A 23,445-nucleotide genomic window follows, 5' to 3' on the forward strand; every position below is an offset into this window, starting at 1 on the left:
ACCAGGATCAGCAGACTGATTTGGGTGTTTATTATTTCTTAGGATGTTATGAAGAGACTTCTTACCATTGGTTTTTGTGTATTGGCGTTTCCCACTTTGGCCAACGAGGCTGCGAATAGTCTGAAGAGCAAACTTAGCCAGTTGCATAGTTTTCAGGCTGATTTTGAGCAACAGGTGACCGACGGACAAGGACAAGCCGTTCAACATGCACAGGGCACTTTACATCTGCAACAGCCTGACAAATTGCGCTGGGAGTTGAAAACGCCGGATGAAGCCTTGTTGATAGCCGATGGGCAAACGGTTTGGCATGTGGATCCTTTTGTCAGCCAGGCCATTGCACTTGACCAACAAGGCGCTATTGAAAACAACCCGCTCATTTTATTGGCGCAACCAGATAGTCACCTATGGCAGGATTTTACGGTGAGTCAGGAAAGCAGTGGCTATCTTATCCGCAGTAAGTCTGACAATAGCCAGATTGATACTCTGACTTTGACTTTTGACGGTCAAACACTTTTATCACTGAGTTTGCTCGACCGGCAGCAGCAAAAAAGCGTGCTGAATTTCAGAGATATTAAGCAAAACATCGACCTGCCAGCAGCATTGTTTAAGTTCACCTTACCTGAAGGTTATGAGCTGGATGATCAGCGTCAGGTGCAAACAGGTAACCTGCAAAAACCATGACCCAGCAGCTGGATTTCGGTCAGGATAACCCCTATCAACCGCTGGCTGCTTTGCTCAGACCGCGTCGTCTTGAAGACTATGCCGGTCAGCAACATATTCTTGCCCCCAATAAGCCATTAAGACGAGCCATTGAGCAGGGCAAAGCTCATTCGATGATTTTATGGGGCCCGCCCGGAACAGGTAAAACCACACTGGCCGAATTAATTGCCAATTACTGTGATGCGCATGTGGAGCGTATATCCGCAGTAACATCCGGTGTTAAAGACATTCGCCAGGCCATTGATAATGCCCGTCATCAGGCCCAGTCCCGGGGGCAAAAGACCCTGTTATTTGTGGATGAGGTGCACAGATTTAATAAGAGCCAGCAGGACGCCTTTTTACCCCATATAGAAGACGGTACGGTGATTTTTATCGGTGCCACGACAGAAAACCCATCTTTTGAACTAAACGGTGCGTTACTGTCGAGGGCTAGGGTATATGTACTGAAAAAGCTTGAACAGGCCGACCTTGAATGGATGCTGGAGCGGGCTTTGCGTGATACCCGTTTTGCTGATATATCCCTGGCGCCAGAAGCCAGAGCTTTACTCACCCAAATGGCTGATGGTGACGGGCGCAGGCTGTTGAACTATTTGGAGCTTTCCGCAGATTTTGCTGAGCAGGGCGTTATTTTATACAGCACTGTACAGGAAGCGGTGGGCGGTAAAGTGGCGGCCTTTGATAAGGGGGGAGATCAGTTTTACGATATGCTGTCGGCGCTGCATAAGTCGGTACGTGGCTCTTCACCGGATGGCGCTTTGTATTGGTTTGCCCGCATGTTGGAAGCTGGTTGTGATCCCCTGGTGGCAGCCAGACGCTTGTTGGCCATCGCCTCAGAGGATATTGGCAATGCAGACCCGCGGGCCTTGCAGGTGTGTCTTAACGCCTGGGATATTTTTCATCGTGTCGGGCCTGCCGAAGGTGAGCGGGCGATTGCTCAGGCGCTGGTTTATTGTGCCTGCGCAGCAAAAAGTAATGCAGTGTATGTGGCGTTTAAACAAGCCAGGCGCGATGCCAGGGAACTGGCCAACTTTGCGGTGCCGGTACATTTGCGTAATGCACCCACCAAGCTGATGAAAGAGCAGGGCTTTGGCCAGGACTACCGTTATGCTCACGATGAACCTGGCGCCTATGCCGCAGGGGAAAGCTACTTGCCACCAGAGCTGGCAGAACAGCGGTATTATCAACCCAATGAACGCGGTCTGGAAAAGCAAATCCAGGCCAAGCTTGAGTACCTCAGCCAATTGGACCAACAAAGTGACCGCAAACGTTATAAGTAACGGCCTGGCCTTGTATGCCACAATTGCCGCAGGCGGCGCAATGGGAGCCTGCTTGCGGTATTTTATCTCGCAATTGGCGATGCAATGGTTTGGCAAAGGGTTTCCCTTTGGTACACTGGCGGTGAATATTCTCGGCTCTTTGATGATCGGCATAGTGTATGGTTTGATAGAGAGCGAGTATGTGGCTGGCCATCCCTGGCGAACCTTTCTGAGCATAGGTTTTATTGGTGCCCTGACCACCTTTTCTACGTTTTCCCTGGATACCTTGTTGCTGATTCAGCAAGGTGCCTGGCTGAAAGCAATTGCCAATATTTTGTTGAACCTGCTGTGTTGTCTATTGGCAGCCTGGCTGGGAATTAAATTGATTTTGAACAAAGGTTAATCACACAGCATGCTAGACCCGAATTTTTTGCGCAGCGACATTGAAACAACGGCCGAGCGCCTGGCCTCACGCGGTTTTACCCTGGATGTGGCGACCTTCAAGTCATTGGAGGAAAAACGCAAAGCGCTGCAAGTTCGCACACAGGAATTGCAGAATGAGCGTAACGTGCGCTCTAAGAACATAGGTAAAGCGAAAGCATCGGGTGAAGATATCGCACCTCTGTTGGCCGAGGTTGGCAAGTTGGGTGATGAACTGGACGCTGCTAAAGCGGAACTGGATGCATTGTTAGAAGAAATCAGCCAGCTGTCTCAGGTCTTACCTAATCTGCCACATGAATCCGTGCCTGTCGGCCGGGATGAAGAAGAAAATAAAGAGATCAGTCGCTGGGGGACACCCCGCCAGTTTGATTTTGAAGTAAAGGACCACGTTGACGTCTCTGCTGCTCTGGATAAAGGCCTGGATTTCGAAGCCGGCGTCAAGCTCAGTGGTGCGCGTTTTGTGGTGATGCGCGGCAAAATTGCCAGACTGCACCGGGCATTGACCCAATTTATGCTGGACCTGCATACCAATGAACATGGCTACCAGGAAATGTATGTGCCTTATCTGGTTAATGCAGACTGCTTGTTTGGCACCGGACAACTGCCTAAGTTTGGTGAGGATCTGTTCCATACCAAACCCGCCACCGAAGAGGGGCAGGGGCTTAGTCTGATCCCGACTGCGGAAGTGCCGCTAACTAACCTGGGGCGAGATGAAATATTCGCTGCTGACCAACTGCCTGTTAAGATGACCGCCCATACACCTTGTTTTCGCAGTGAAGCGGGCTCTTATGGCCGGGATACTCGTGGGCTGATCCGTCAACATCAGTTTGATAAGGTTGAACTGGTGCAACTGGTGAAGCCAGAGGCGTCATTTGAGGCACTGGAAGAATTGACGGAACATGCAGAGAAAGTGCTGCGCCTACTTGGCTTGCCTTACCGTAAGATGTTGCTCTGTACTGGTGATATGGGCTTTGGTTCATGTAAAACTTACGATCTGGAAGTTTGGCTGCCGGCACAGAATACCTACCGCGAAATTTCTTCTTGTTCGAATATGCTGGATTTCCAGGCCCGTCGTATGCAGGCCCGTTATCGTAATCCTGAGACCGGTAAGCCAGAGTTGCTGCATACCTTAAACGGTTCAGGGCTGGCAGTGGGGCGTACCCTGGTTGCGATTTTGGAAAACTATCAACAGGCCGACGGTAGTGTGGAGATCCCGGATGCCTTGCGACCCTACATGAATGGCTTAGATCGCATCAGCTAAGCGACAGTTGTAAAGCAAGCGGGCCGCCAAGGCCCGTTTTTATTGGCCAATTCTGACCTGAAACTTTCATAAACAGAAATTTGTGCTTTACTTTCAAAAGTTAAGCTGATTTTCGCTGCGTATGAAAGCTACAGCCGATGTGCGCCTGCTGATGAAGGTGCTCTACTATGTTACTCTGGTGATTACACTGGGGATGGTGGCCTATCTGTTCTGGCTGACGTTTCTGACGGTGTATGAAGGCCTGATAGGATAAATGTTGTTTTTCTACAAACATTTGGCAGGCTTGGGTAGCCCGGCCAGCTTAGTAGCTTGCTTTGCCGGACCGTCCGGAAACAAACGTTGCAGATAACGGCTGTTACCTTTCTCAGGGCCAAACTTCTTTTCCATGGCTTTCACCAGTGCCCGTATTGCCGGGCTGGTATTAAAATCCAGATAAAAATGACGAACAAACAGTACCACTTCCCAGTGCGCTTCTGTCAGTTCTATGCCTTCACGCTGCGCAAGAAAAGACACCATGGTCTCATCCCAGTCCATATGATTGAGTAGATAGCCGGCTGAATCTGTGACTATGTCACGGCCGTTAAATTCAAAAGAATGTTGCATTACCAGGTTACCACTTGGTCGAATGTGAGGGTTAGGGTGACAAATTTGCTGTAATCAACCTGCTCTATAAAGCTAGGACAATGTGAAAGACCGCGCGCCTGCATGTCTTCTTTAAGGATATAAATGCCCTGGCGCTGTTGGAGTTGTTCAAACCAGGGCTGATCTTGTCCCTGCAAGGCATAGACGGCGTCTTGCATTAACAGTAAGCCGTCATCTTGGTCCATCAGCGCAAGGCTTTGAGCTATGTCGAGCGCGCTAAAAGGGCTGCTGCGTAACAGATGCAGAATCATTAAAAGCTCACTATATGCTGAAACTGTTTCAATCTGGTTGTAAGGGCTGTGGGGGAAAGTAACTCCACTGCAACCGACAAATCATCTTCCCCTAATCCACGCTCCTTTAAGCTATCCTGGCAGACAATAATGGTGTTGATATCGTAGAACTCCAAGGCAGCGAAAGTCTTGCTATAGTTTTTGCGCAGAATGGTTTCAGGCTGTTGTTGCCGAAGCAACTGAAATACTCCATCGCCGATAAAAAACAGTCCGACTTCCTGGCCGAAACTGCCTGCTACCAGCGCCAGATCCAGGGCTTCCTGTCCGTGGCTGCTGCCGTGTGGCGCATGGCGATTAATGATGGCAATACTTTGCATCAGAACTGCACCAAACGATCGCTATTTAGCAGCACCATTAACTGCCCCAGACCACTGGCCAGCACCGGCTCTTGAAGGTTTGTGCCACTGAGGTTCTTTGCCTGGGCTTCATCGGCGCCGAGAATACCCCGCCTTGCTGCTGCGGTTGCACAAACATGTAATGGCACGCCAGCCTGATGCAAGGCAAGCCATTCCTGGTGTAACTGCAGTTCATCGGCCGGTGGTGATTGCCAAGCACTGGCGTTAGTGATCGCGGATTGATAAAAGAAAACGCCTGAAATGCTGTGACCTGATTCAATTGCAGCGCGAATAAATTGCAATGCACTGTTGCTGCCTTGACTGTCAAATGGGGCAGAGGTCACCAGAATGGAAAATGTTGCCATGAAAAAAAGCCCTGCTTTAGCAGGGCCTTAGTGTATCAGTCGTCGCTTCCAAACGCACCCAACAGATGCAATATCGACGTGAACAGGTTGTAGATACTCAAATACAGTCCAACGGTCGCACGAATATAGTTGGTTTCACCGCCATTGATGATGCGGCTGGTATCAAACAGAATAAATCCAGACATAATCAGTACAATACCTGCGCTGATAGCCAGGCTCATGGCCGGGATTTGCAGGAAAATATTAGCAATGGCAGCAACCAGTGCGACTATCATACCAATCATTAAAAAACCGCCCATAAAAGAGAAGTCTTTCTTGGTGGTTAGCGCATAGGCCGACAAACCAAAAAACACCAGTGCGGTGGCGCCGAAAGCCTGCATTATCAGTTCAGGGCCATTTTGCAAACCAGCGTAAAAGTTCAGGGTGTAACCCAGAGAGCCGCCCAGTAAGCCGGTGAAGGCAAACACCCAGAAAATGCCGGATGCACTTTCAGCTTTTTTGTTGACAACAAACAGCAGCACCAGGGCACCGATGCTCATGGAGATAGCGGCAACAGGGCCAATACCGACGGCCATGGTCACACCTGCACACAATGCACTGAATACCAAGGTCATGGCTAGCAACATATAAGTGTTGCGCAGTACTTTGTTTGTCTCCAATACCGAGGTTTGTGACGAACTGCTATAAAGGGTTCTTTGGTCCATTTTTCACTCCGAAGTTTAACCAGTTAAACACTAGCTGATTACTTTGGCTATTTTTATGGGCTTTAGTTCCGTTTTCAAGGAATTCCGCTCGCCGCTGATATGGTTTGCGCTAAATTGCTGGTTAAAGCGTCAAGTTGCTCAATCTGTCATCATTCAGTAATTTAAAGGAAAAATACCCTTTACAAGGTACAAAAACCTCATTAGTATGCACGCCACTTCTCGGAGAGCTGGCAGAGCTCGGTTGAATGCACCTGACTTGAAATCAGGCGAAGGGTTAAACCTTCCGGGGGTTCGAATCCCTCGCTCTCCGCCATATAAAGAAAAACGGCCCTGTTCGAAAGAACAGGGCCGTTTTTCTTTATATCCTGGTGATAAGGGGGTGAAAACCCCCTTGGGTTCGACAAAAACGCCTGGAGCGTTTTTGAACGTCGCGTTGTCAGCGGCGGCCCGCAGGGCGAAGGGCAGGAAGCCCGGAGTCATCCCCAACAGAATAGAGTATCGCCAGCCATAGTGCTGGAAACGTACACTTTGATGTCATTAGCGTTCAAGCGCTTAGCCTTTAAGATGGCCCCCGGCCTGCAGAGCGAAACACAGGACGTGTTTGGTAATCCCTTGCGTAGATACAGCTCTTCTCCAAACATCTGTTCAGATAACGGCTTTAAATCAGTTTATGGGAAATGAGTAAAAGCACTGCATGTCGACAAATGTGAACATCCTGTCTACAGCGATGGCCCGCAGTCACTCATAGCATACCCCCTCTAAATCTCTCCATATTAATGTTAACCTTCTATGCCGGAGAGAGCCGTAACCGGGTTAGCATGGTAGAAATAACCGCAGGGTTTGGCGTATAACGCATAAACCCGGGTTATGCGTAACCGTCTTGGGCGGCGTATATATCAATATTCTGGTTTTGTGGTTGTTTGAGGCTGTTGTAAGGCAGGTATGCTTATCTGGCAACGCATAAAGAGCTGTTGCCACCAATTAACATGGCGACGCAGATTGGTTTGAAAAGCAACAAATTCCAATTCTTGCTGTTCTAACCATTCAACCACTGGCACTGGACCGCTTGAATAAAGAGCTGTCAGCAAGGGTAATAACTCGTATTGATAGCGGTTGATATTTGCTGCCAATGGTTGAATCTTTTCAATAAAAAAAATTCTGAATACATTGCTAAGGTACGTGATTTCTTGTTCATCCTTGTTGCAGTCCAGCGCTTGTTTCTCCAGCCATGGGGTAAGCTGAGCAAAAAATACCGTTATCTTTTTTCTTGTCCGGAACACTCTGGCAGGCAGTTGCCCCTGATGCAATATTTGCAGATGTTGTTCCAGGTGCTCGGCGCCGTTTCCAGACTCCTGAGGACCAATACCTGACAAGTAAGTCAGTGCAGCCCGGGTAGCCTGAAATAGTGCATTTTCATCCGCAGATAGTTTGATTTGATGGCCAGCCAAAGCGCTACGCATCTCTTCACCGGCTAACAGCTTTTGCCAGGCGAGAAGTAAATCCATACGCTTCTGATTTTGCCAAACCTGCATTTGACTGCGTAAATCATCATTTTCGGTATTTTGGATGCACTGCTGCAGCGCTGACAGAAAGTGCCTCTCATAAAGATAGCGTTGTGATGGACCCTGTAACTTACCTAAGGTGGTGTTGCGCTGTGCAACCAAGTTATACAAAGTACAATGTCTTAACTGATAGAAGTCTGTCAGACTGATATTCAGCTCTGGAGCGCCGGTGATTGATAACGCAGGAAATCCTAATGCGGTGGGGGATAGGGTCGCTGGGGCACTTACATTGAGTACATTGGCTAGCCTGGCTTGATAATTGGCCAGATCATTATCAATAGAAGGCTGGCAGGCAGTTAACTGGAATAAAATACAAAGCCAGAATATAGCTGGAATATTTTTCAGGCTAAACAAAGTGTCTCAGTAATACTGTTCGTCATCGGCACCAATTTTATACACCAGTTTCTTATTTACTTCATCCACATGCAGACTTATTCGCATTGGGTGACAGCAATTACTGCAATCCTCGTAGTAGTCCTGATCCCCCAAGCTGTAATCTAAAAGTAAATGCATGGAATGGCCACACTGGGGGCAATTGGCCTGAACTGATTTGGCTTTCATATTTCTCCTTAGCGCTGTGAGATTATGCGCCGGTTAAACTCCGCCCTCCATCGACGGTCAGTACTTGTCCAGTTACATACTTCGCTTGCAATAAGTACTCAATGGCATTGGCAATATCCTGGCTTTCGCCCAGTCGTGCCAATGGGATCTGTGCCAGAATTTCCTGTTTTTGCTTCGTTTCCATATCCTGTTCCGGCCATAAAATGGCACCGGGGGCGACGGCATTTACCCGAACATCAGGAGCCAGTTCAATGGCCAGTGATCGCGTCATGCTGACCAGTCCGGCTTTGGCCAGACAATAAAGGCTATGGCCGACTAAAGGGCGAAATGCATGAATGTCTACCATATTGATGATAGTCCCTTTACGACGTCTTAGCTCATCAGCCAGAAAGTGGCAGAGAAACAGTGGTGCCTGCAAATTCGAACCGACCAATTCACGCCACTGCTCAAGGTGGATGCTTGACAAGGGCGTGGGATAAAAACTGGAGGCGTTGTTTACCAGTACATCCAGTCGGCCAAATTGCTTAATAATATCCGCAGCCATGGAAGAAAGATTGCTGGTGTTGCTTAAGTCGCCCCGAACCAAAGCCGCTGAGGCGGGGCGTCTGTTGTTAAGACAATCCAGCAATTCTGCAGCTTGTTGTGCTGACTGGTGACAGTGCAACACCACCTGATATCCCAGGGAATGCAGATGTGTCGCCGTGTGGGCACCTAGACGTTTGGCACTGCCACTGATAAAAGCCACTTTATTCATAACATACCGATTTAATAATGCTTATTGCCAGTATGCTTTTTTCACTCCTAGCTATCCAGATGTTGCAGGTGTAGTTTTGCGGTTTGAATGTACTGACCACCAAATAACAAGGCATGATTGAGCAGATGGTAGAGTTGGTAAATGGGCTTGCGATACTGGTAGTCCTGGCTGAGTGGCCATACCTCTTGATAGCCCTGATAGAAAGGTTCAGGAAACCGGCCAAACAGTTCGGTCATGGCAATATCCGTTTCCCTGTCACCAAAGTAGAAAGCCGGATCATATACAACCGGCTGCTCTTTCCAAAAACCTGTATTGCCCTGCCATAGGTCGCCATGCAATGGCGAGGCCGGCGGCTTATGCCCGGATAATAACTGGCTGACAGATGAAACGACTTTATCAATGGGCACCGTCAGAATGTCTTTCTCACATAAAAGCTGCAACAGATAACCAATGCGCTGCTCGGCGAAAAACTGACACCACTTTTTCTGCCAGCTGTTAGGTTGCAAAGTTGCTCCAATATAGTTGTCTTCTTGCCAGCCATACATGTCCTGGTTGTTGGCAGCATGCAATCTAGCCAGTGCCTGGCCAAACTTAAACCAGAGCGGCGCGGTACCTTCGCCTAAATTAATATATTCAAGAACTAAAAAGCTATGCTGGGATACCCGTCCCGAGCAAACCACGGCAGGTAGCTTTATACACTGTTCCAGTTTTAGATGTTCAAGACCATGCGCTTCGCACTCCAGCCTCGTTAGTTCACTGGCCTCTGCCACCTTGATAAAGAATCGATGACGGCCATCTGAAATCCGAAAACTGCGGGTATGAAATTGTTGGTGGACCTGGCGGATATCATCGCAGATGAAATCCTGGCCCAGCTTTTCACTGATTTGTTCGCTGATAAAATGCCACATAAGAGACGAATGGATTGCCGCAAACTTTTCTTAGTATGGAACAGCAATGAGATTTGTTAAGGGTTGTTGCTGATTTTTGTGCTTAACGCGGTATTGGGCTCTTGGATGCCAACAACTTGCCCTTGCTGGTATTGGTCTTTCAGTAGTATCTGACGCAGTCTCACAAATGTGGAGAATGTACCATCCATTCTGCTGGCTTTTGTCGTTGATAAAGTCGAACTTGCTGACGCTCTTTGGCTAAACTCCAGCCATCAACCAAACTGTCGCAGTTTGTGGCATTGGCCGCAAAAGCCTGGCTTAGCAGCGCGGTTAACCCCAGGATTGGAAATTGCATCTGTTGGCTTAAATAGATATAGTTGCCCTTGGTCTGATGGTAGCAGACCAGCGAATTTTATCGGAACACCCACTGAGGGTGTTTTTTTGTGTTTTTGAAAGACACGTGGCGCTTGGTTTGCGTCACCACTGTTAAGGAATTTTCATGCCTGTTATTACACTTCCCGACGGCAGTCAACGCCAATTTGATAATCCTGTGTCCGTGATGGACGTTGCCAATGATATCGGCCCTGGTTTAGCTAAAGCCACCATTGCCGGCCGCATTGACGGTCGTCTGGTCGATGCCTGTGAGACTATCAGTACCGATGCGACATTGCAGATTATCACCGCCAAGGATGATGAAGGCCTGGAAATTTTGCGCCACTCCTGTGCGCATTTGTTGGGTCATGCCATCAAACAGCTGTGGCCAAATACTAAGATGGCTATCGGGCCGGTGATTGATAATGGCTTCTACTATGACGTCGATATGGAACATGCGCTGAGCCAGGATGACCTGGACAAATTAGAGAAGCGCATGCAGGAACTGGCAAACACCAGTTATGACGTTGTGAAAAAGGTGGTGAGCTGGCAGGAAGCGCGCGATGCTTTTGCGGCACGTGGCGAGTCATACAAAATTGAAATCCTGGACGAGAATATCAGCCGTGATGATCGTCCAGGCCTGTATCACCATGAAGAATACGTGGATATGTGCCGTGGTCCGCACGTACCGAATATGCGCTTCTGTCAGCATTTTAAGATTATGAAAGTGGCCGGTGCGTATTGGCGTGGTAATAGCGACAATAAAATGTTGCAACGTATTTACGGCACAGCCTGGGCAGATAAAAAGCAGCTCAAAGCCTATTTACAGCGTTTGGAAGAAGCCGAAAAGCGCGATCACCGCAAAATTGGTAAGGCGCTGGATCTGTTCCACTGGCAGGAAGAAGCACCGGGTATGGTGTTCTGGCATAACGACGGCTGGACAATTTATACAGAGCTGGAGCGCTTTGTACGTGACAAACTGCGTCGTTACGATTACGGCGAAGTGAAAGGGCCGTTGATGATGGATCGCACCTTGTGGGAAAAATCCGGTCACTGGGATAAATTTGGTGACGCCATGTTCACCACAGAGTCGGAAAAACGCGAGTATGCCATTAAGCCTATGAACTGCCCGGGCCATGTGCAGATTTTCAATCAGGGCTTGAAATCATACCGCGACCTGCCGCTACGTATGGCGGAGTTTGGTTGCTGCCACCGTAACGAGCCGTCAGGTGCCTTGCATGGCCTGATGCGTGTGCGTGGCTTTACCCAGGATGATGCGCATATCTTCTGTACTGAAGAGCAGATCCTCAGTGAAGTTGGCGGTTGTATCGACATGATTTACGACACTTACAAGACTTTTGGTTTTGACAAAATCGTCGTTAAGCTGTCTACCCGCCCGGAAAAGCGTGTAGGTTCTGATGAAGTGTGGGATAAGGCGGAAAAAGCCCTGGCTGAAGCGCTGGACAGTAAAGGTATAGAATTCCAGTACCTGCCTGGTGAAGGTGCCTTCTACGGACCGAAAATCGAATTCACGTTGCATGATTGCCTCGACAGGGCCTGGCAGTGCGGTACCGTACAGCTGGATTTCTCTATGCCGGGTCGCTTAGGCAGTACCTATGTGGCCGAAGATGGTGAACGCAGAGTTCCTGTTATGATTCACCGTGCGGTGCTGGGATCATTGGAGCGCTTTATTGGTATTCTGACCGAAGAATACGCCGGATATTTTCCACTTTGGCTGGCACCAATGCAGATGGTGGTGATGAATATTACCGACAATCAGGCAGAATATGCCAACTCTGTGGCAAAAAGGTTACAAGAATTCGGCTTTAGAGCAAAGTCTGACTTGAGAAACGAGAAGATTGGCTTTAAAATCCGCGAGCACACTCTAAGGCGTGTTCCTTACATGTTGGTTGTCGGCGACAAAGAAATGGAAGCCGGTGAAGTGGCAGTAAGGACTCGGAAAGGCGAAGACCTGGGCAAATTCTCCCTTGAGGAGTTTATTTCTAAAGCCAATGAGCAGGTCATTAGCAAAGTAATTGATAATTCTGGAGGAAGAACACATTAAAGGCGCTAACACTCGGGGCCAAGATTCAGCGAAAGCCCGTATTAACGAAGATATAAGAGAAAAAGAAGTTCGTTTGATTGGCGTGGAGGGTGAACAACTTGGTGTTGTCCCTCTTGCCCAAGCATTGGAGTCAGCTGCTGCGGTAGAGTTGGATCTGGTTGAGATTAGCCCAAATGCAGAGCCGCCGGTCTGTAAAATAATGGACTACGGCAAGTTCATATTCGAGAAGAGCAAGGCTCAAAAAGAGCAGAAGAAAAAGCAAAAGCAAATTCAGGTCAAGGAGGTTAAATTCCGCCCTGGCACTGATGAAGGCGATTACCAGGTCAAACTGCGCAACCTGCGTCGCTTTCTTGAAGGGGGTGATAAAGCCAAAGTCACGGTTCGTTTCCGCGGACGTGAAATGGCTCACCAGGAAATTGGTATTGATCTTCTGAACCGCATTAAAGGCGAGCTGGAAGACATTGCCAACTGTGAGTCTTTCCCCAACAGGGTGGAAGGCCGACAGATGATCATGGTGATGGCCCCCACTAAACGGTAAGTAAGGCTCATCAAGTGCTTTGATGACTGCGCATCAAAGTCGCCTTACTACTTGGTTGTAACTTAAACAATGCGGAGTTTTAGCAATGCCTAAAATGAAAAGCAACAGCGGTGCCGCGAAGCGTTTTAAGAAATCTGCTTCCGGTCGCTTTAAAAGCAAACAGTCTCACTTGCGTCACATTCTGACCAAGAAGAGCTCTAAGCGTAAACGCCACCTGCGTGGCAAGAAACTGGCCCATGACTCGGATACTGCGTTGATCCAACGCATGTTGCCGTACGCTTAAGCTAAGGAGACTGAAACATGGCAAGAGTAAAACGTGGTGTTATTGCACGTGCCCGTCATAAAAAGGTACTGAAGCAAGCCAAAGGTTACTACGGAGCCCGTTCACGGGTGTATCGCGTAGCCGTACAGGCGGTTACCAAAGCCGGCCAGTATGCGTACCGCGACCGTCGTCAGCGTAAGCGTCAATTCCGTCAATTGTGGATTGCACGTATCAACGCTGCGGCCCGTCAGAATGGTTTGTCATACAGCCGTTTTATCAACGGTCTGAAGAAAGCGTCTGTCGAAATCGATCGTAAGATCCTGGCTGACATCGCTGTACATGACAAAGCAGCTTTCAGCGCACTGGTAAATGCTGCCAAAGGCGCATTGGCTTAATATTTAACTATTAAGCTTGAGTTCTTTCAGAGAAACGGGAAGCCGGATGCTTCCCGTTTTTTTATGCGTTAACAAACTGCTTCAATTAATCAAACTTGTCTTATCGATTCGGGTCAGCGCATAATGCTCAGCGTTTCGGATTGGTTCCCGCTGTCTAGGGATGTTGTATTAAATGGATCGGCAAGACGTTCAACAATTATATCGTAGTCATCATAGCTGGATGAGAAACTTGCTGGTACGCAGGCTTGGTTGCCCTGAAGATGCTGCCGATTTGGCACAGGATGCTTTCGAGAGATTGTTAAGAAAGCCCATGCGTTTTGACAGTTTATTGGGGGGGCGTCATTACCTCAGCCGTATTGCCCACTCACTTTGCATCGATTTATGGCGCAGAAGGCAAATCGAGCAGGCTTATCTGGACAGCCTTAAACAGCTGGATGCTGCGCACTTACCCGACATCGCTGAACAGCAAGCCATCGTTGATATTATTGTCAAAGTTGACCAAATGCTCAGCCGATTACCACGCAAGGTCAAACGCACTTTTATTGCGGTGCAGGTCGAAGGCCTGACCTACCAACAAGTTGCGCAGCGCGACAACATCTCCGTCGCCAGTGTTAAAAACTATTTGGCTCAGGCCATTGTCAGAATGACTATTTTCAGGGAAACCCATTTTGAGTAGTTCAAGGATTGATCCGAACAGCCTGCAAAGTGCTGCCAGTTGGTTTGTGGAAATGCAGGAACAAACACCGACAACGGCAAGCCGAATCAAGTTTGAAGCTTGGCTGGCGAGCCCGGCTAATCGCCATGCCTGGCAGAAGTTGCTGGAGATGCATAGCACCTTTGAGCAGTTTAGCCGTCATCAACAGCAGCACCCTTCTTTGCATGAGCTATTGCAACAACCGGTTATGTCGAGACGTGCAGTGATTAAATGTCTGGCCCTGTTCGGGGTGTCATTTATGACTTATCTCAGCGCCAGGACGCCAATTGCAAGGTCCACCTGGTATCAGATGGCTGCAGACCATAGTGTGCCGGTGGGGCAATCCGAACATATTCAATTAGCCGAGCATCTGCAGTTATGGTTGAATACCAATACTGCCATAGATACCAGGCAAATCGGTGCCATTCACGAAATAACCCTTCTACAAGGCGAGCTTTTTGTTGAGCACAATGGGCTTGGTCAGTCAAAGGCATTGCGCATAAATACGAACTGGCAGGCACAGGAGTTTGTTATCGAATCTTCTTTCGGCCATTTAAACCTGTATAAGCAGGACGCTGGCTGTGAACTCTGTATTTTTCAGGGGCAAGCGATTTTGCATGGGGCAGGAGAATCAAAAACCTTGCAGGCTGGCCAGCAGATAAGCTGGACGGCAGGTGGCTTTTCGGCCCTTGGGACGGTGACAGATTTACCCGGTTGGCGCGATGGTAAACTTATTGCAAAGGACATGTCACTGCAAGCTTTCGGCATTGAACTCAATCGTTACCGCCAGGGATTTATCCGTGTTGCCCCCGAGGTGCAGAATCTGAGCATAGACGGTGTATTTCCGGCTTTTGACAGTGATAAGACGCTGGAAATGCTGGCCCTCAGCTTGCCAATTTCCGTCAGTAAAGTGGGACCATGGTGGGTGCAAATTGCACCAGCTTGACGGAACCGTTGCAGAGCTTACCTATTTTGACTTTAGTCTTACGTAAAAGCAGGCTTGTCGTATTGCTGTTGCCAGTGACTTTGGCGCTTACCTTGGCAGCACCTGAGACAAGGGCAGCATCGTTTTATCAGTTCGATTTGCAACAGGGCAGTCTTAGTCAGTGCCTGAATACGATTGCCCAGACAGCTGATATCTATATCGCTGTTGATAGCCGACTTATTGCGAACAAAGCCTGTACCGGCTTTTCGTTGAGCCTCAGTGCCGAGCAAGCCCTGGCAAGAGTACTATCCGAGTCTGGGCTTTACTACCAACAGATGGGTGACACTCATTATGTGGTTAAGGGCGAGGATGGCGCATTTCAAGAGCAACCTGGCCCAACTGAAATTCGGGTCAGCTTTTCTTTGCCGGATAAAAACACCACGCTTTTTACCCCTTTACCTGATTGGCAAGAGGTAAAAAGCCAATCATCAGGTATCGGGCAAAGTGTTAAACAGACTCCACAGACTGTCTCTTTGCTCAATCCCAAGGTATTTCAATCCTTCAACCAGACCGATTTGGGTGAGGTGCTGCGCTTATCGCCAGGCATATATAGCACTAGTAGCTCCAGAACTGGTAACCGCGAATTTCGCGCGCGGGGTAATATACTTAATCCGTTTTTGATTGATGGTCAGCCCTTTGCCGACGCTAACTTTGCGGTATCTGAATTGGACTCCGCATACTTCCATCTGTTTGAAGTAAACCGCGGAACAAATGGTATTCAACAGGATAACGGTATCAATTCCGCCTCGGTTAACTTACTGCCCAAACCCGCCATAGACAAGGCACTGGTCGATATATCGGCCAGCCATGGTGAATTACTCAGTCACCGACTTAGTGCCGATCTGGGAGGTTCGTTAATAAGCAGTGGTGCTCTTCAGGGACGCCTGGTGTTGGTTGAACAAAAAAAACAGGATGCTGCCGAGCATTCCAATCGGTTACGCCAGGGCGGATTTGCAAGACTTGGCTGGCAACTGGCGAACATGACAAAACTGGATTTTTATCATATTGAGCAACGCGATACGCAGCGACAGCAGTCTACAATTCGCCCATTACTATATTCCGATACAACGCCTTATGATGGGCCATTATCAACCAATTTCTGGCCAAGCTGGTCGGGGAGAAAGCAGCACCTGGTCTTTTCACAAGTGGCTGTTCAGCATCAACTTTCGGCAAACTGGCAGGCGAACTTGGCTCTGAGCAAGGGTCGACAATACTCTAGTATGTTGTTTACCGAACCCTATGGTTATCCTGATGTGCAAAGCCTGACCATAGCATTTGGGGCATATCGTCAGATACTGGATTTTCAAGCTGACAAAAGTGAATTGGCGCTGACCGGTAAGGTACTGTTATACACATTGCCGATGGATCTCAGCGTGGCCATGAGCAGCACATCCAATCACAGCCAACAGCATATTGACTTGATGGAATATGATGGTCTGTCAAGCATGGAGCCTGGCAGCTATAAGGTGAAAGAACGTGATCAGAGCGCGCCAGAGACTGTTCTTGATCGCTATATCAACGTTCTGCGCTATCAGATTGATAGCGTTAAACTGGCCAGTCGTATCAGTCTGACCGAATCCACCCAATTGTCTGCATCGGTCAGGCATAACCGCAGTCGTTACCACGTCGACAGTACGTTGTTGGTGGAAAGGGATAGCAGTAGTTACAACAACCTCTACCTAGGGATTAGTCAGTCCATAGGTGATGCACAGCTTTATGCCAACTATGCTGACATTGTCGATTTTCGCAGTGGATATATCTCTATGTTGGACATTATTTTGTTACCAAACCGATTTGTGTCGACAGAATTGGGTATTAAAGTCGACCTTTGGCAGCGCCAGGGCCAGCTCAGCATCAGTACTTATCAGAGCCAGCCAAAAAGATTTGGTTTTACCACCGACCTGGGCTATGCCAAGCAAGCAGGGTGGGAAGCAGAATTGACCTATCAGAAGGATGCGTTGCAACTGAGTCTGGCCTATGCCCGCCAGCACTCGACAGAGCTGATTAATACCAATGTGCAGTTTCCTGAAAACCTGTATCGGTTGACTCTTGGTTATTCCCTGGCTTTTTTATCATACGATATGATGCTGGGTGCAGCGGTAGAAGGGGAATCCCGGCAAGACTATCTGCTGCCGTCTTATGTTGACAGGAATCAGATTCCGGTGTCTCAACCTGCCAGTTGGCGGCTTAATGCCTATTACAAATGGCAAGTCAGCCCAAACACTACTTTGACCTTTAGTCTCAAGAATGTGTTGGACAAAGGCTATTTCGACGGTGTGGATGTCAGTCGGGGCTGGGCGTCCTACGGGGCTCCTAGACAACTTACCCTGACCTTTGATCAACATTTTTAAAAAAACTTTAGCTGTTTAGCCAACCTCATTCGTTTCCTTATTATCAGCAATTCCGCTGTCAGCAACTTCGCAACATACACAACAGCTAAAAAGCGAAGTGCGTGCCTAAAAATAAGGAAATCCAATTGAATACCCAGTTAAAGGTGATTGCCACCTGCATATTTATCTCGCTATCTGGTTGTGGAGGTGGTGGTAGTGATGCCCCAACCGTCAATGTAAAGCCCAATCAGCCTCCCATGGCTAAATTCGTTGCCAGCCAAAACAGCATTGAAGTAGGGGAGTTGCTCAGCTTCGACGCCAGTAGTAGCAAAGATCCTGAACAGTCAGCACTAAATTATCTGTGGCGCATTGACGATGCCAATGGTCAGGCCCTGACACTGAGCGATAACAGTAGTAAAACCATTGAGTTTAGTCCGCAACAGCCTGGCAGCTATCAGGTTAGCCTGACAGTTACGGATAGTCAGGGAGCCACAAGCAGCACCAAGTTAGTGATTGAAGTGACTAAAAGTCAGCGTCATACCTTGTCTATTAAGACCGCCAAAACCGCGAAAGTAGGGGAAAAGGTTGCCCTGGAAGCGGTGTTTACGCATATGCTCAGCGAAAAAGTCACGCCAAAATATCATTGGACACTGATTGCAAAACCGACGGCCAGTCAAGCCAGTATACAAGCGCCAGAACAGATCCAGACCTATTTTCTGGCTGATGAGGTGGGAGACTATGAGATTCAATTGTCGATGCAGTTGGGCAATATTATCAGGCGGGACGTCAGACAGGTCATCAGCGCGCATAAAGCAGGCAATGTGCCACCGCAGGCAATCATAGACACGCGTCATATTACTCAGCTATGGAAAGGTGATCGCTTAACCCTGACCAGCCTTAGCGTCGATGCGGACAATGACAGTTTGAGTTATCAGTGGTTAGTAAAAGGCGGGAATGTGCAAGCACACCCTGACAATCTTGAATCCTTTGAATTTGAGCCGCTTGATTTGGCAACCTATCAGGTGTGTTTAACTGTCAGAGATGGCAAATATCATGACACTGACTGTGTAGATATTCAGGTTATCAAGGAAAATCGTGCGCCTGTTGCCTCATTTGATTTGGCCCTTGGCGTGGATAGCAGAGATCTCAGGCCAAACAACAAAATTGAATTGCTGAGTGATGCCAGCGATCCAGACGGAGACCTGCTGGAGTATGAGTGGCAAGTGTTGTCTGCGCCAACGGGGAGCCAGTGGACGCTAGACACAAAAAATGGCAAAGCACCAGTATTTCAAGCCAATATGGCCGGCGAATACCAGCTACAACTCAGAGTGTATGACCAAAAGCTGTATTCCGAAGCTTTTACTAAAGTCATATCTCTGACTGAAGTCACCTTGCCCCAGGTACAGATCACCAGCCTTGAGACAAATATTTCTATCAACCAATGGGTAACTCTAACCGCGAATAGTAATACTGCAGCCGAGCCGGTGAGTTACTCCTGGTCCTTGATTAAGCAACCGCAAGGCGCAGATGGCCAACTGGATGGCAGCCACCAACGTTCGGTGCTTTTTAAGGCAGATAAAGAAGGTGAGTACCTGATTCAATTGGTAGGCACAAACCCTCAGGGGCAATCTGAGCCTGCTACCATCATATTGACGGCTGACAGTAACCTGTCTCCCATTGCCAGAGTTGCTGGACAGACAAAGCGGAATGCTCTGGTTGGGGACACCGTGCATTTTAATGCTGCCATCAGCTATGACCCAGAAGGGCAACCGCTAAGTTATAAATGGCGGGTGTTTGAGGAAGCAAATATGCAAACGGTTGCCACTCAGTCCGGCACCGAGCATTTTAGTTTTAGTCCCAAGTACGCCGGTAGCTATCGTGTGCACCTAACGGTCAGTGATGGGGTCAAAAAGGGGGAAGCCAGCTACTTAATTCAGGCCGCCACTGAGCTGGAGGAACAGCTAAGGTTAACCGGCACTCTGCTGGATGCAACAAACCAGCCTGTTAGCGGGATCAACGTGGCAACCAGCTATATTAAAATCCGCCAAGGCTATACCGGATTTTATGAAACTTACACTGATGAATCAGGGCAATTTATTCTATCGTTTGATCGCCCTCAGCAAGGAAATTGGGAACCAGGTTTAAGGGTTGGTGCACACCTAAGATATGGATATCAGGATTTGGCCCTGGAATTAGATGAAGGCAATTCAATTGAGTTGGGAACCAAGAAAATCGCTACGTTGCAGGATGTGGTATTTGAAGCGCGTTTTTGCGACAGCGTGTCAGACAAAGAGTACAAGACAATCTTGAGGGGGCATTCCGATAATACTGACTTTAGTGTTAAGGCAATGGCATTATTGTCCTTCAGCCGGGCATTACCCAAAGTACAAACCAAATTGTTGGCCCCAGCGATATTTGCTTCTCTCAATGCGCACATTACATTTAATGGCAGCAGGCAGTTCGAGCATCAGCCAGATGCCAGTGGTACGAATACCTTCTATGTAGATATTTGTGAGCCGTAAACACTTGCCCAGTGGAAAAAGCCGGATGCAGATCCGGCTATATCAGAAAGAAAACGCCGGCTTTCGCCGGCAAGGGCGCTTCAGGCGAGAGGGGGCCTAAAACGCATACTTGGCAGAAAACTGTAATCTGTCCATATCACCATCGTTACCATTTTCCAATTCGCGCTCGGCGTGGGAATATTCCAGGCCAAAGCTTAAGGCTTTGGTGGGGGAATAGATGGCATTCACCCTGACACTACTGGTGGTTTCGGTAACCCCCATTCCGGTCAATGCCACTTCGTTATCAGCTTCAAACCAGGAATAGCTGATGGTGGAACGCCATTGGTCATTCCAAAGGTGTCGATACGCTATCAGGCCACCGCTGGAGTCGATAGCTTCCAATTCGCCATTGGCATTGATCACGGCACCATTGGCAGTGTTGATACCAAGGTAACGTCCCATCCCAGCGCCTGCGTTGTACATCAGCTTGATATCATCTTTGCCAATATTGAACTTCGCTGAAATGCTGAACGATGCAGCCGTTTCGGTACTGTCGATTAATCCACCGTCATCATATGCAAGTTGACGCACCAGAGCCGCACCAGAAACATGCCCCCAGTCGGCTTTATGGGTATAACGCAGCACTAAATCCGGTACAGAGTTGTCGTCAGTAACAATGCGACCGCCGCCGCCATAAGGGGTTACGGTAGTCTCTGGGTTTTCCAGGGCAATCTGGAAGCCACCATTGCTATAACGAATCATGGCCTGACGTACGAAGATAGTGCCATCAGTGGCGCCAATGAAGTCCAGGGTGTCCGGCAGCACGGCAACATCCTGGAAGGTTGTCCAGGTCTGACCAAACAACCAGCCATCATACTCTATAGTAGCGATGCGCAGCCTGGGACTGTATGAGTTACTGACCCGTTCATCGCCATTAGGTGTGGCCATAAAGTCCAGCTCTATTTTAGTTGCCAGGCTTTTGCCATTCTCCAACTGGGTTTTGCTGGAAAAATTAAAGCGGGTTTGTCGGGCATGCATATCAAAAGCCGTGCCTTCGTCATTACCGCCAACGGGAGTGAGTCCGGGAATATAAAAATCACGGCCAATATTGCCCGACGGCAGGGTGCCATCTGAATAGTTGCTGGCAATGGCATCGAGTTTGACATAACCACCAAAGTTAAATTTGGTGTCATCCAGTACAGATGCGCTGGCAGCGGAGGCGCTCAGCAGGGTGCCGATCAGACAAGCAAGGGGGGTTCTCGTTATGGTTCTCATTGCAGATCCTCATGTTCAAAGTCTGCTTAACAATTGTTCAGGGGCGCGAACTGCTCAATCAGACCATGGTCTAAGCGACCAAGGTCGCAGCCTGTCCTCAATGGGGCGGGAAGCTTATTGTTAAAGGGGTGTAAAGTCTGTTTTAATTCGGTGTTAATCTGGTCTGCTACGACCATGGTCTAATACTTTAGCCGGGCTGGCCCCTTAGTATTGCAACGAAAATTATATGGAGATCTGACAATGTCGCATGCAATTTATCCTGTTTCATCTTATCCACCTAGGGCTGCTCATGCCGACAATGCCGAGTATCTGCGCCTGTACCAATGGTCGGTGGAAGATCCGCAGGGCTTCTGGGCCGAACAGGGCAAGAGACTGGATTGGATAACACCATATACCAAAGTGAAGTCAACCAGCTTCGCCCGTGGCAATGTGGATATCAAATGGTTTGCCGACGGTCAGCTTAACGCCAGTTATAACTGTATTGACCGCCATCTGAAAACCAACCCTGACGCCACCGCCATTATCTGGGAAGGTGACGATCCAAACGTCAGCAAAACTATCAGCTATCAGCAGATGCATGATGAAGTATGCCGTCTGGCCAACGCCATGAAAAAACAGGGCGTAGGCAAAGGCGACAGAGTGATTATCTATATGCCGATGATTCCTGAAGCAGCCTATGCCATGCTTGCCTGTGCCCGCATTGGTGCAGTGCATTCGGTGATTTTTGGCGGTTTTTCACCCAATGCTATTGCCGACAGGGTAGAAGATTGTCAGGCCAAACTGGTCATTACCGCTAACTACGGCCGTCGTGGTGGCAATAAAGTGCCACTTAAAGCCAACGTTGATAAGGCCTTGGAAAAAGATACAACCGCCTGTATTCAAAGTGTGATTGTTTATCAGTTACTGGATGAACCTACTCACATGCAAGATGGACGCGACGCCTGGTGGCATGAAGCCACAGCAGATTGTTCAGCCAACTGTGAACCTGAGGTAATGAGCGCAGAAGATCCTCTTTTCGTGCTGTATACTTCTGGCTCAACAGGCAAACCCAAGGGGGTTGTACATACCACCGGTGGATACCTGGTATACGCCGCCATGACACATCAGTACGTATTTGATTATCAGCCTGGTGATGTGTATTGGTGTGCCGCCGATGTTGGCTGGATTACCGGGCATAGCTATATTGTTTATGGCCCCTTTGCCAATGGGGCTATTTCACTGATGTTTGAAGGGGTGCCAACTTATCCTGATGTTCGTCGTATGGCACAGGTCGTCGATAAGCATAACGTCAACATTCTCTATACAGCGCCGACGGCTATCCGTGCTCTGATGGCCAAAGGCGATTTTCCTGCCGAAGGCACTAGTCGCAAGAGCTTGCGTCTGCTTGGTAGTGTGGGTGAACCTATTAATCCGGAAGCCTGGCAGTGGTATCACGATAAGATTGGTGATAGCCGTTGCCCGATTGTTGACACTTGGTGGCAGACCGAAACCGGCGGCATTATGATTACACCACTTCCCGGTGCCACTGACCTTAAGCCTGGTTCTGCAACCCGGCCCTTCTTCGGTGTACAGCCGGCCCTGGTGGATGCTGAAGGCAACTTCCTGGATGGTGCCACAGAAGGTAATCTGGTAATTAAAGACTCCTGGCCCGGCCAGGCCAGAACCGTCTGGGGCGATCACGAGCGTTTCGAACAGACCTACTTCAGTACCTACAACAGCCTGTATTTTACCGGTGATGGTGCCAGACGTGATGAAGATGGTTACTACTGGATCACAGGCCGGGTTGATGATGTGTTGAACGTGTCAGGCCACCGTCTGGGAACGGCCGAAATTGAAAGTTCTCTGGTCGGCCATCCTGCCGTAGCTGAAGCTGCGGTGGTTGGTTATCCCCATGATATCAAAGGGCAGGGTATCTACGTTTACCTGCTGCCAACCGATGGGGTTGAAATCACTGAAGAGTTAACTAAGCAGGTTCGTCAATGGGTTCGTGATGATCTCAGTCCCATTGCCACACCGGATTTTATCCAGTGGACCCATGGCTTGCCGAAAACCCGCTCAGGCAAAATTATGCGCCGTATTCTGCGTAAGATTGCCGCCAATGAGTTTGAAAGCCTGGGTGATACCTCTACCCTGGCCGACCCTTCGGTCGTCGACTCACTCATAGATAAGCGTTTGAATCGCTGATAAAACTGGTGTCGATCTAGAAAATGACCGACACTGTGAAAGGCCGCCTGCTGGCGGCCTTTTTGT

Annotated in this window: 25 protein-coding genes and 1 tRNA gene; 15 read left to right on the plus strand and 11 right to left on the minus strand. The window is 48.8% G+C overall.

Annotated elements, in window-relative coordinates:
- Positions 1-48: 48 nt before the first annotated feature.
- The 5 genes from lolA to CSR04_RS25355 all read left to right on the plus strand — a co-directional run bounded on the left by lolA (position 49) and on the right by CSR04_RS25355 (position 3,931).
- Positions 49-681 (plus strand): outer membrane lipoprotein periplasmic chaperone LolA, encoded by a 633-nt coding sequence (gene lolA / locus CSR04_RS06005; RefSeq protein WP_102795339.1) that lies wholly within the window; start codon positions 49-51, stop codon positions 679-681.
- A complete protein-coding gene (locus tag CSR04_RS06010; protein ID WP_102795340.1) occupies positions 678-1,997 on the plus strand; it encodes a replication-associated recombination protein A in 1,320 nt (439 codons plus the stop codon). The genes lolA and CSR04_RS06010 overlap by 4 nt, the downstream gene beginning before the upstream one ends.
- Entirely contained in the window at positions 1,990-2,379 is a 390-nt protein-coding gene (crcB, locus tag CSR04_RS06015) for a fluoride efflux transporter CrcB (protein ID WP_281259785.1), read from the plus strand. Before CSR04_RS06010 ends, crcB begins: the two co-directional genes overlap by 8 nt.
- A 9-nt stretch (positions 2,380-2,388) precedes the next feature.
- Positions 2,389-3,678: a serine--tRNA ligase gene (serS, locus tag CSR04_RS06020; RefSeq protein WP_102795342.1), complete on the plus strand. Its 1,290-nt coding sequence runs from the start codon at positions 2,389-2,391 to the stop codon at positions 3,676-3,678.
- Between the two features lie 121 nt (positions 3,679-3,799).
- On the plus strand, positions 3,800-3,931 hold the full coding sequence (locus CSR04_RS25355) for a hypothetical protein (RefSeq protein ID WP_281259783.1): 132 nt from the start codon (positions 3,800-3,802) through the stop codon (positions 3,929-3,931).
- Positions 3,932-3,942: 11 nt separating this feature from the next.
- Here CSR04_RS25355 and CSR04_RS06025 read toward each other — a convergent pair whose 3' ends face one another.
- Genes CSR04_RS06025 through CSR04_RS06045 form a run of 5 tightly spaced genes read right to left on the minus strand, consistent with a single transcriptional unit; the run spans position 3,943 to position 6,014 of the window.
- Positions 3,943-4,281 (minus strand): TusE/DsrC/DsvC family sulfur relay protein, encoded by a 339-nt coding sequence (locus CSR04_RS06025; protein WP_102795343.1) that lies wholly within the window; start codon positions 4,279-4,281, stop codon positions 3,943-3,945.
- Positions 4,281-4,571, minus strand: coding sequence for a sulfurtransferase complex subunit TusB (gene tusB / locus CSR04_RS06030; RefSeq protein ID WP_102795344.1), 291 nt, complete (start codon positions 4,569-4,571; stop codon positions 4,281-4,283). Before tusB ends, CSR04_RS06025 begins: the two co-directional genes overlap by 1 nt.
- Complete coding sequence (tusC, locus tag CSR04_RS06035; RefSeq protein ID WP_102795345.1) at positions 4,571-4,927, minus strand: sulfurtransferase complex subunit TusC; 357 nt, start codon at positions 4,925-4,927, stop codon at positions 4,571-4,573. The genes tusB and tusC overlap by 1 nt, the downstream gene beginning before the upstream one ends.
- Positions 4,927-5,310: a sulfurtransferase complex subunit TusD gene (tusD, locus tag CSR04_RS06040; RefSeq protein ID WP_102795346.1), complete on the minus strand. Its 384-nt coding sequence runs from the start codon at positions 5,308-5,310 to the stop codon at positions 4,927-4,929. The genes tusC and tusD overlap by 1 nt, the downstream gene beginning before the upstream one ends.
- A 35-nt stretch (positions 5,311-5,345) precedes the next feature.
- Positions 5,346-6,014 (minus strand): Bax inhibitor-1/YccA family protein, encoded by a 669-nt coding sequence (locus CSR04_RS06045; RefSeq protein ID WP_102795347.1) that lies wholly within the window; start codon positions 6,012-6,014, stop codon positions 5,346-5,348.
- A gap of 221 nt (positions 6,015-6,235) precedes the next feature.
- On the opposite strand from CSR04_RS06045, the gene CSR04_RS06050 reads away from it, so the two are divergent.
- Positions 6,236-6,327: transfer RNA gene (locus CSR04_RS06050), tRNA-Ser, on the plus strand.
- A 583-nt stretch (positions 6,328-6,910) separates the two neighbouring features.
- Here CSR04_RS06050 and CSR04_RS06055 read toward each other — a convergent pair.
- The 5 genes from CSR04_RS06055 to CSR04_RS24880 all read right to left on the minus strand — a co-directional run bounded on the left by CSR04_RS06055 (position 6,911) and on the right by CSR04_RS24880 (position 10,133).
- Entirely contained in the window at positions 6,911-7,930 is a 1,020-nt protein-coding gene (locus CSR04_RS06055; RefSeq protein WP_102795348.1) for a DUF3080 family protein, read from the minus strand.
- A gap of 6 nt (positions 7,931-7,936) precedes the next feature.
- Positions 7,937-8,137 carry a CPXCG motif-containing cysteine-rich protein gene (locus CSR04_RS06060; RefSeq protein ID WP_102795349.1) on the minus strand — a complete coding sequence of 67 codons (201 nt, stop codon included), beginning with the start codon at positions 8,135-8,137 and terminating at the stop codon, positions 7,937-7,939.
- A gap of 22 nt (positions 8,138-8,159) precedes the next feature.
- Positions 8,160-8,891, minus strand: coding sequence for a pteridine reductase (locus tag CSR04_RS06065; RefSeq protein ID WP_102795350.1), 732 nt, complete (start codon positions 8,889-8,891; stop codon positions 8,160-8,162).
- 47 nt (positions 8,892-8,938) lie between these two features.
- Entirely contained in the window at positions 8,939-9,799 is an 861-nt protein-coding gene (locus tag CSR04_RS06070; RefSeq protein ID WP_102795351.1) for a fructosamine kinase family protein, read from the minus strand.
- A gap of 160 nt (positions 9,800-9,959) precedes the next feature.
- Positions 9,960-10,133, minus strand: coding sequence for a hypothetical protein (locus tag CSR04_RS24880; RefSeq protein ID WP_172449247.1), 174 nt, complete (start codon positions 10,131-10,133; stop codon positions 9,960-9,962).
- 144 nt (positions 10,134-10,277) lie between these two features.
- On the opposite strand from CSR04_RS24880, the gene thrS reads away from it, so the two are divergent.
- The 8 genes from thrS to CSR04_RS06110 all read left to right on the plus strand — a co-directional run bounded on the left by thrS (position 10,278) and on the right by CSR04_RS06110 (position 19,941).
- Positions 10,278-12,215 (plus strand): threonine--tRNA ligase, encoded by a 1,938-nt coding sequence (gene thrS, locus CSR04_RS06075; protein WP_102795352.1) that lies wholly within the window; start codon positions 10,278-10,280, stop codon positions 12,213-12,215.
- Positions 12,196-12,753 carry a translation initiation factor IF-3 gene (gene infC / locus CSR04_RS06080; protein WP_102795507.1) on the plus strand — a complete coding sequence of 186 codons (558 nt, stop codon included), beginning with the start codon at positions 12,196-12,198 and terminating at the stop codon, positions 12,751-12,753. The genes thrS and infC overlap by 20 nt, the downstream gene beginning before the upstream one ends.
- Positions 12,754-12,838: 85 nt before the next feature.
- Positions 12,839-13,036: a 50S ribosomal protein L35 gene (rpmI, locus tag CSR04_RS06085; protein ID WP_102795353.1), complete on the plus strand. Its 198-nt coding sequence runs from the start codon at positions 12,839-12,841 to the stop codon at positions 13,034-13,036.
- Between the two features lie 17 nt (positions 13,037-13,053).
- Positions 13,054-13,410, plus strand: a complete 357-nt coding sequence (rplT, locus tag CSR04_RS06090; protein ID WP_102795354.1) for a 50S ribosomal protein L20 — start codon at positions 13,054-13,056, stop codon at positions 13,408-13,410.
- A 172-nt stretch (positions 13,411-13,582) separates the two neighbouring features.
- Positions 13,583-14,086 (plus strand): sigma-70 family RNA polymerase sigma factor, encoded by a 504-nt coding sequence (locus tag CSR04_RS06095; RefSeq protein ID WP_102795355.1) that lies wholly within the window; start codon positions 13,583-13,585, stop codon positions 14,084-14,086.
- Positions 14,079-15,050, plus strand: coding sequence for a FecR family protein (locus CSR04_RS06100; RefSeq protein WP_102795356.1), 972 nt, complete (start codon positions 14,079-14,081; stop codon positions 15,048-15,050). Before CSR04_RS06095 ends, CSR04_RS06100 begins: the two co-directional genes overlap by 8 nt.
- Before the next feature lie 92 nt (positions 15,051-15,142).
- The gene (locus CSR04_RS06105; RefSeq protein WP_172449248.1) at positions 15,143-17,440 is read left to right on the plus strand and encodes a TonB-dependent siderophore receptor; all 2,298 of its coding nucleotides are present in this window, start codon (positions 15,143-15,145) and stop codon (positions 17,438-17,440) included.
- A 125-nt stretch (positions 17,441-17,565) separates the two neighbouring features.
- Positions 17,566-19,941: a PKD domain-containing protein gene (locus CSR04_RS06110; RefSeq protein WP_102795358.1), complete on the plus strand. Its 2,376-nt coding sequence runs from the start codon at positions 17,566-17,568 to the stop codon at positions 19,939-19,941.
- Positions 19,942-20,037: 96 nt separating this feature from the next.
- Here CSR04_RS06110 and CSR04_RS06115 read toward each other — a convergent pair whose 3' ends face one another.
- Entirely contained in the window at positions 20,038-21,195 is a 1,158-nt protein-coding gene (locus CSR04_RS06115; protein ID WP_102795359.1) for a DcaP family trimeric outer membrane transporter, read from the minus strand.
- A 240-nt stretch (positions 21,196-21,435) separates the two neighbouring features.
- Between CSR04_RS06115 and acs the strand changes: the two genes are divergently transcribed.
- A complete protein-coding gene (acs, locus tag CSR04_RS06120) occupies positions 21,436-23,379 on the plus strand; it encodes an acetate--CoA ligase (RefSeq protein WP_102795360.1) in 1,944 nt (647 codons plus the stop codon).
- Positions 23,380-23,445 lie beyond the last annotated feature (66 nt).

This window comes from Bowmanella denitrificans, from assembly GCF_002887595.1.
In the GTDB taxonomy this organism is placed as follows: domain Bacteria; phylum Pseudomonadota; class Gammaproteobacteria; order Enterobacterales; family Alteromonadaceae; genus Bowmanella; species Bowmanella denitrificans.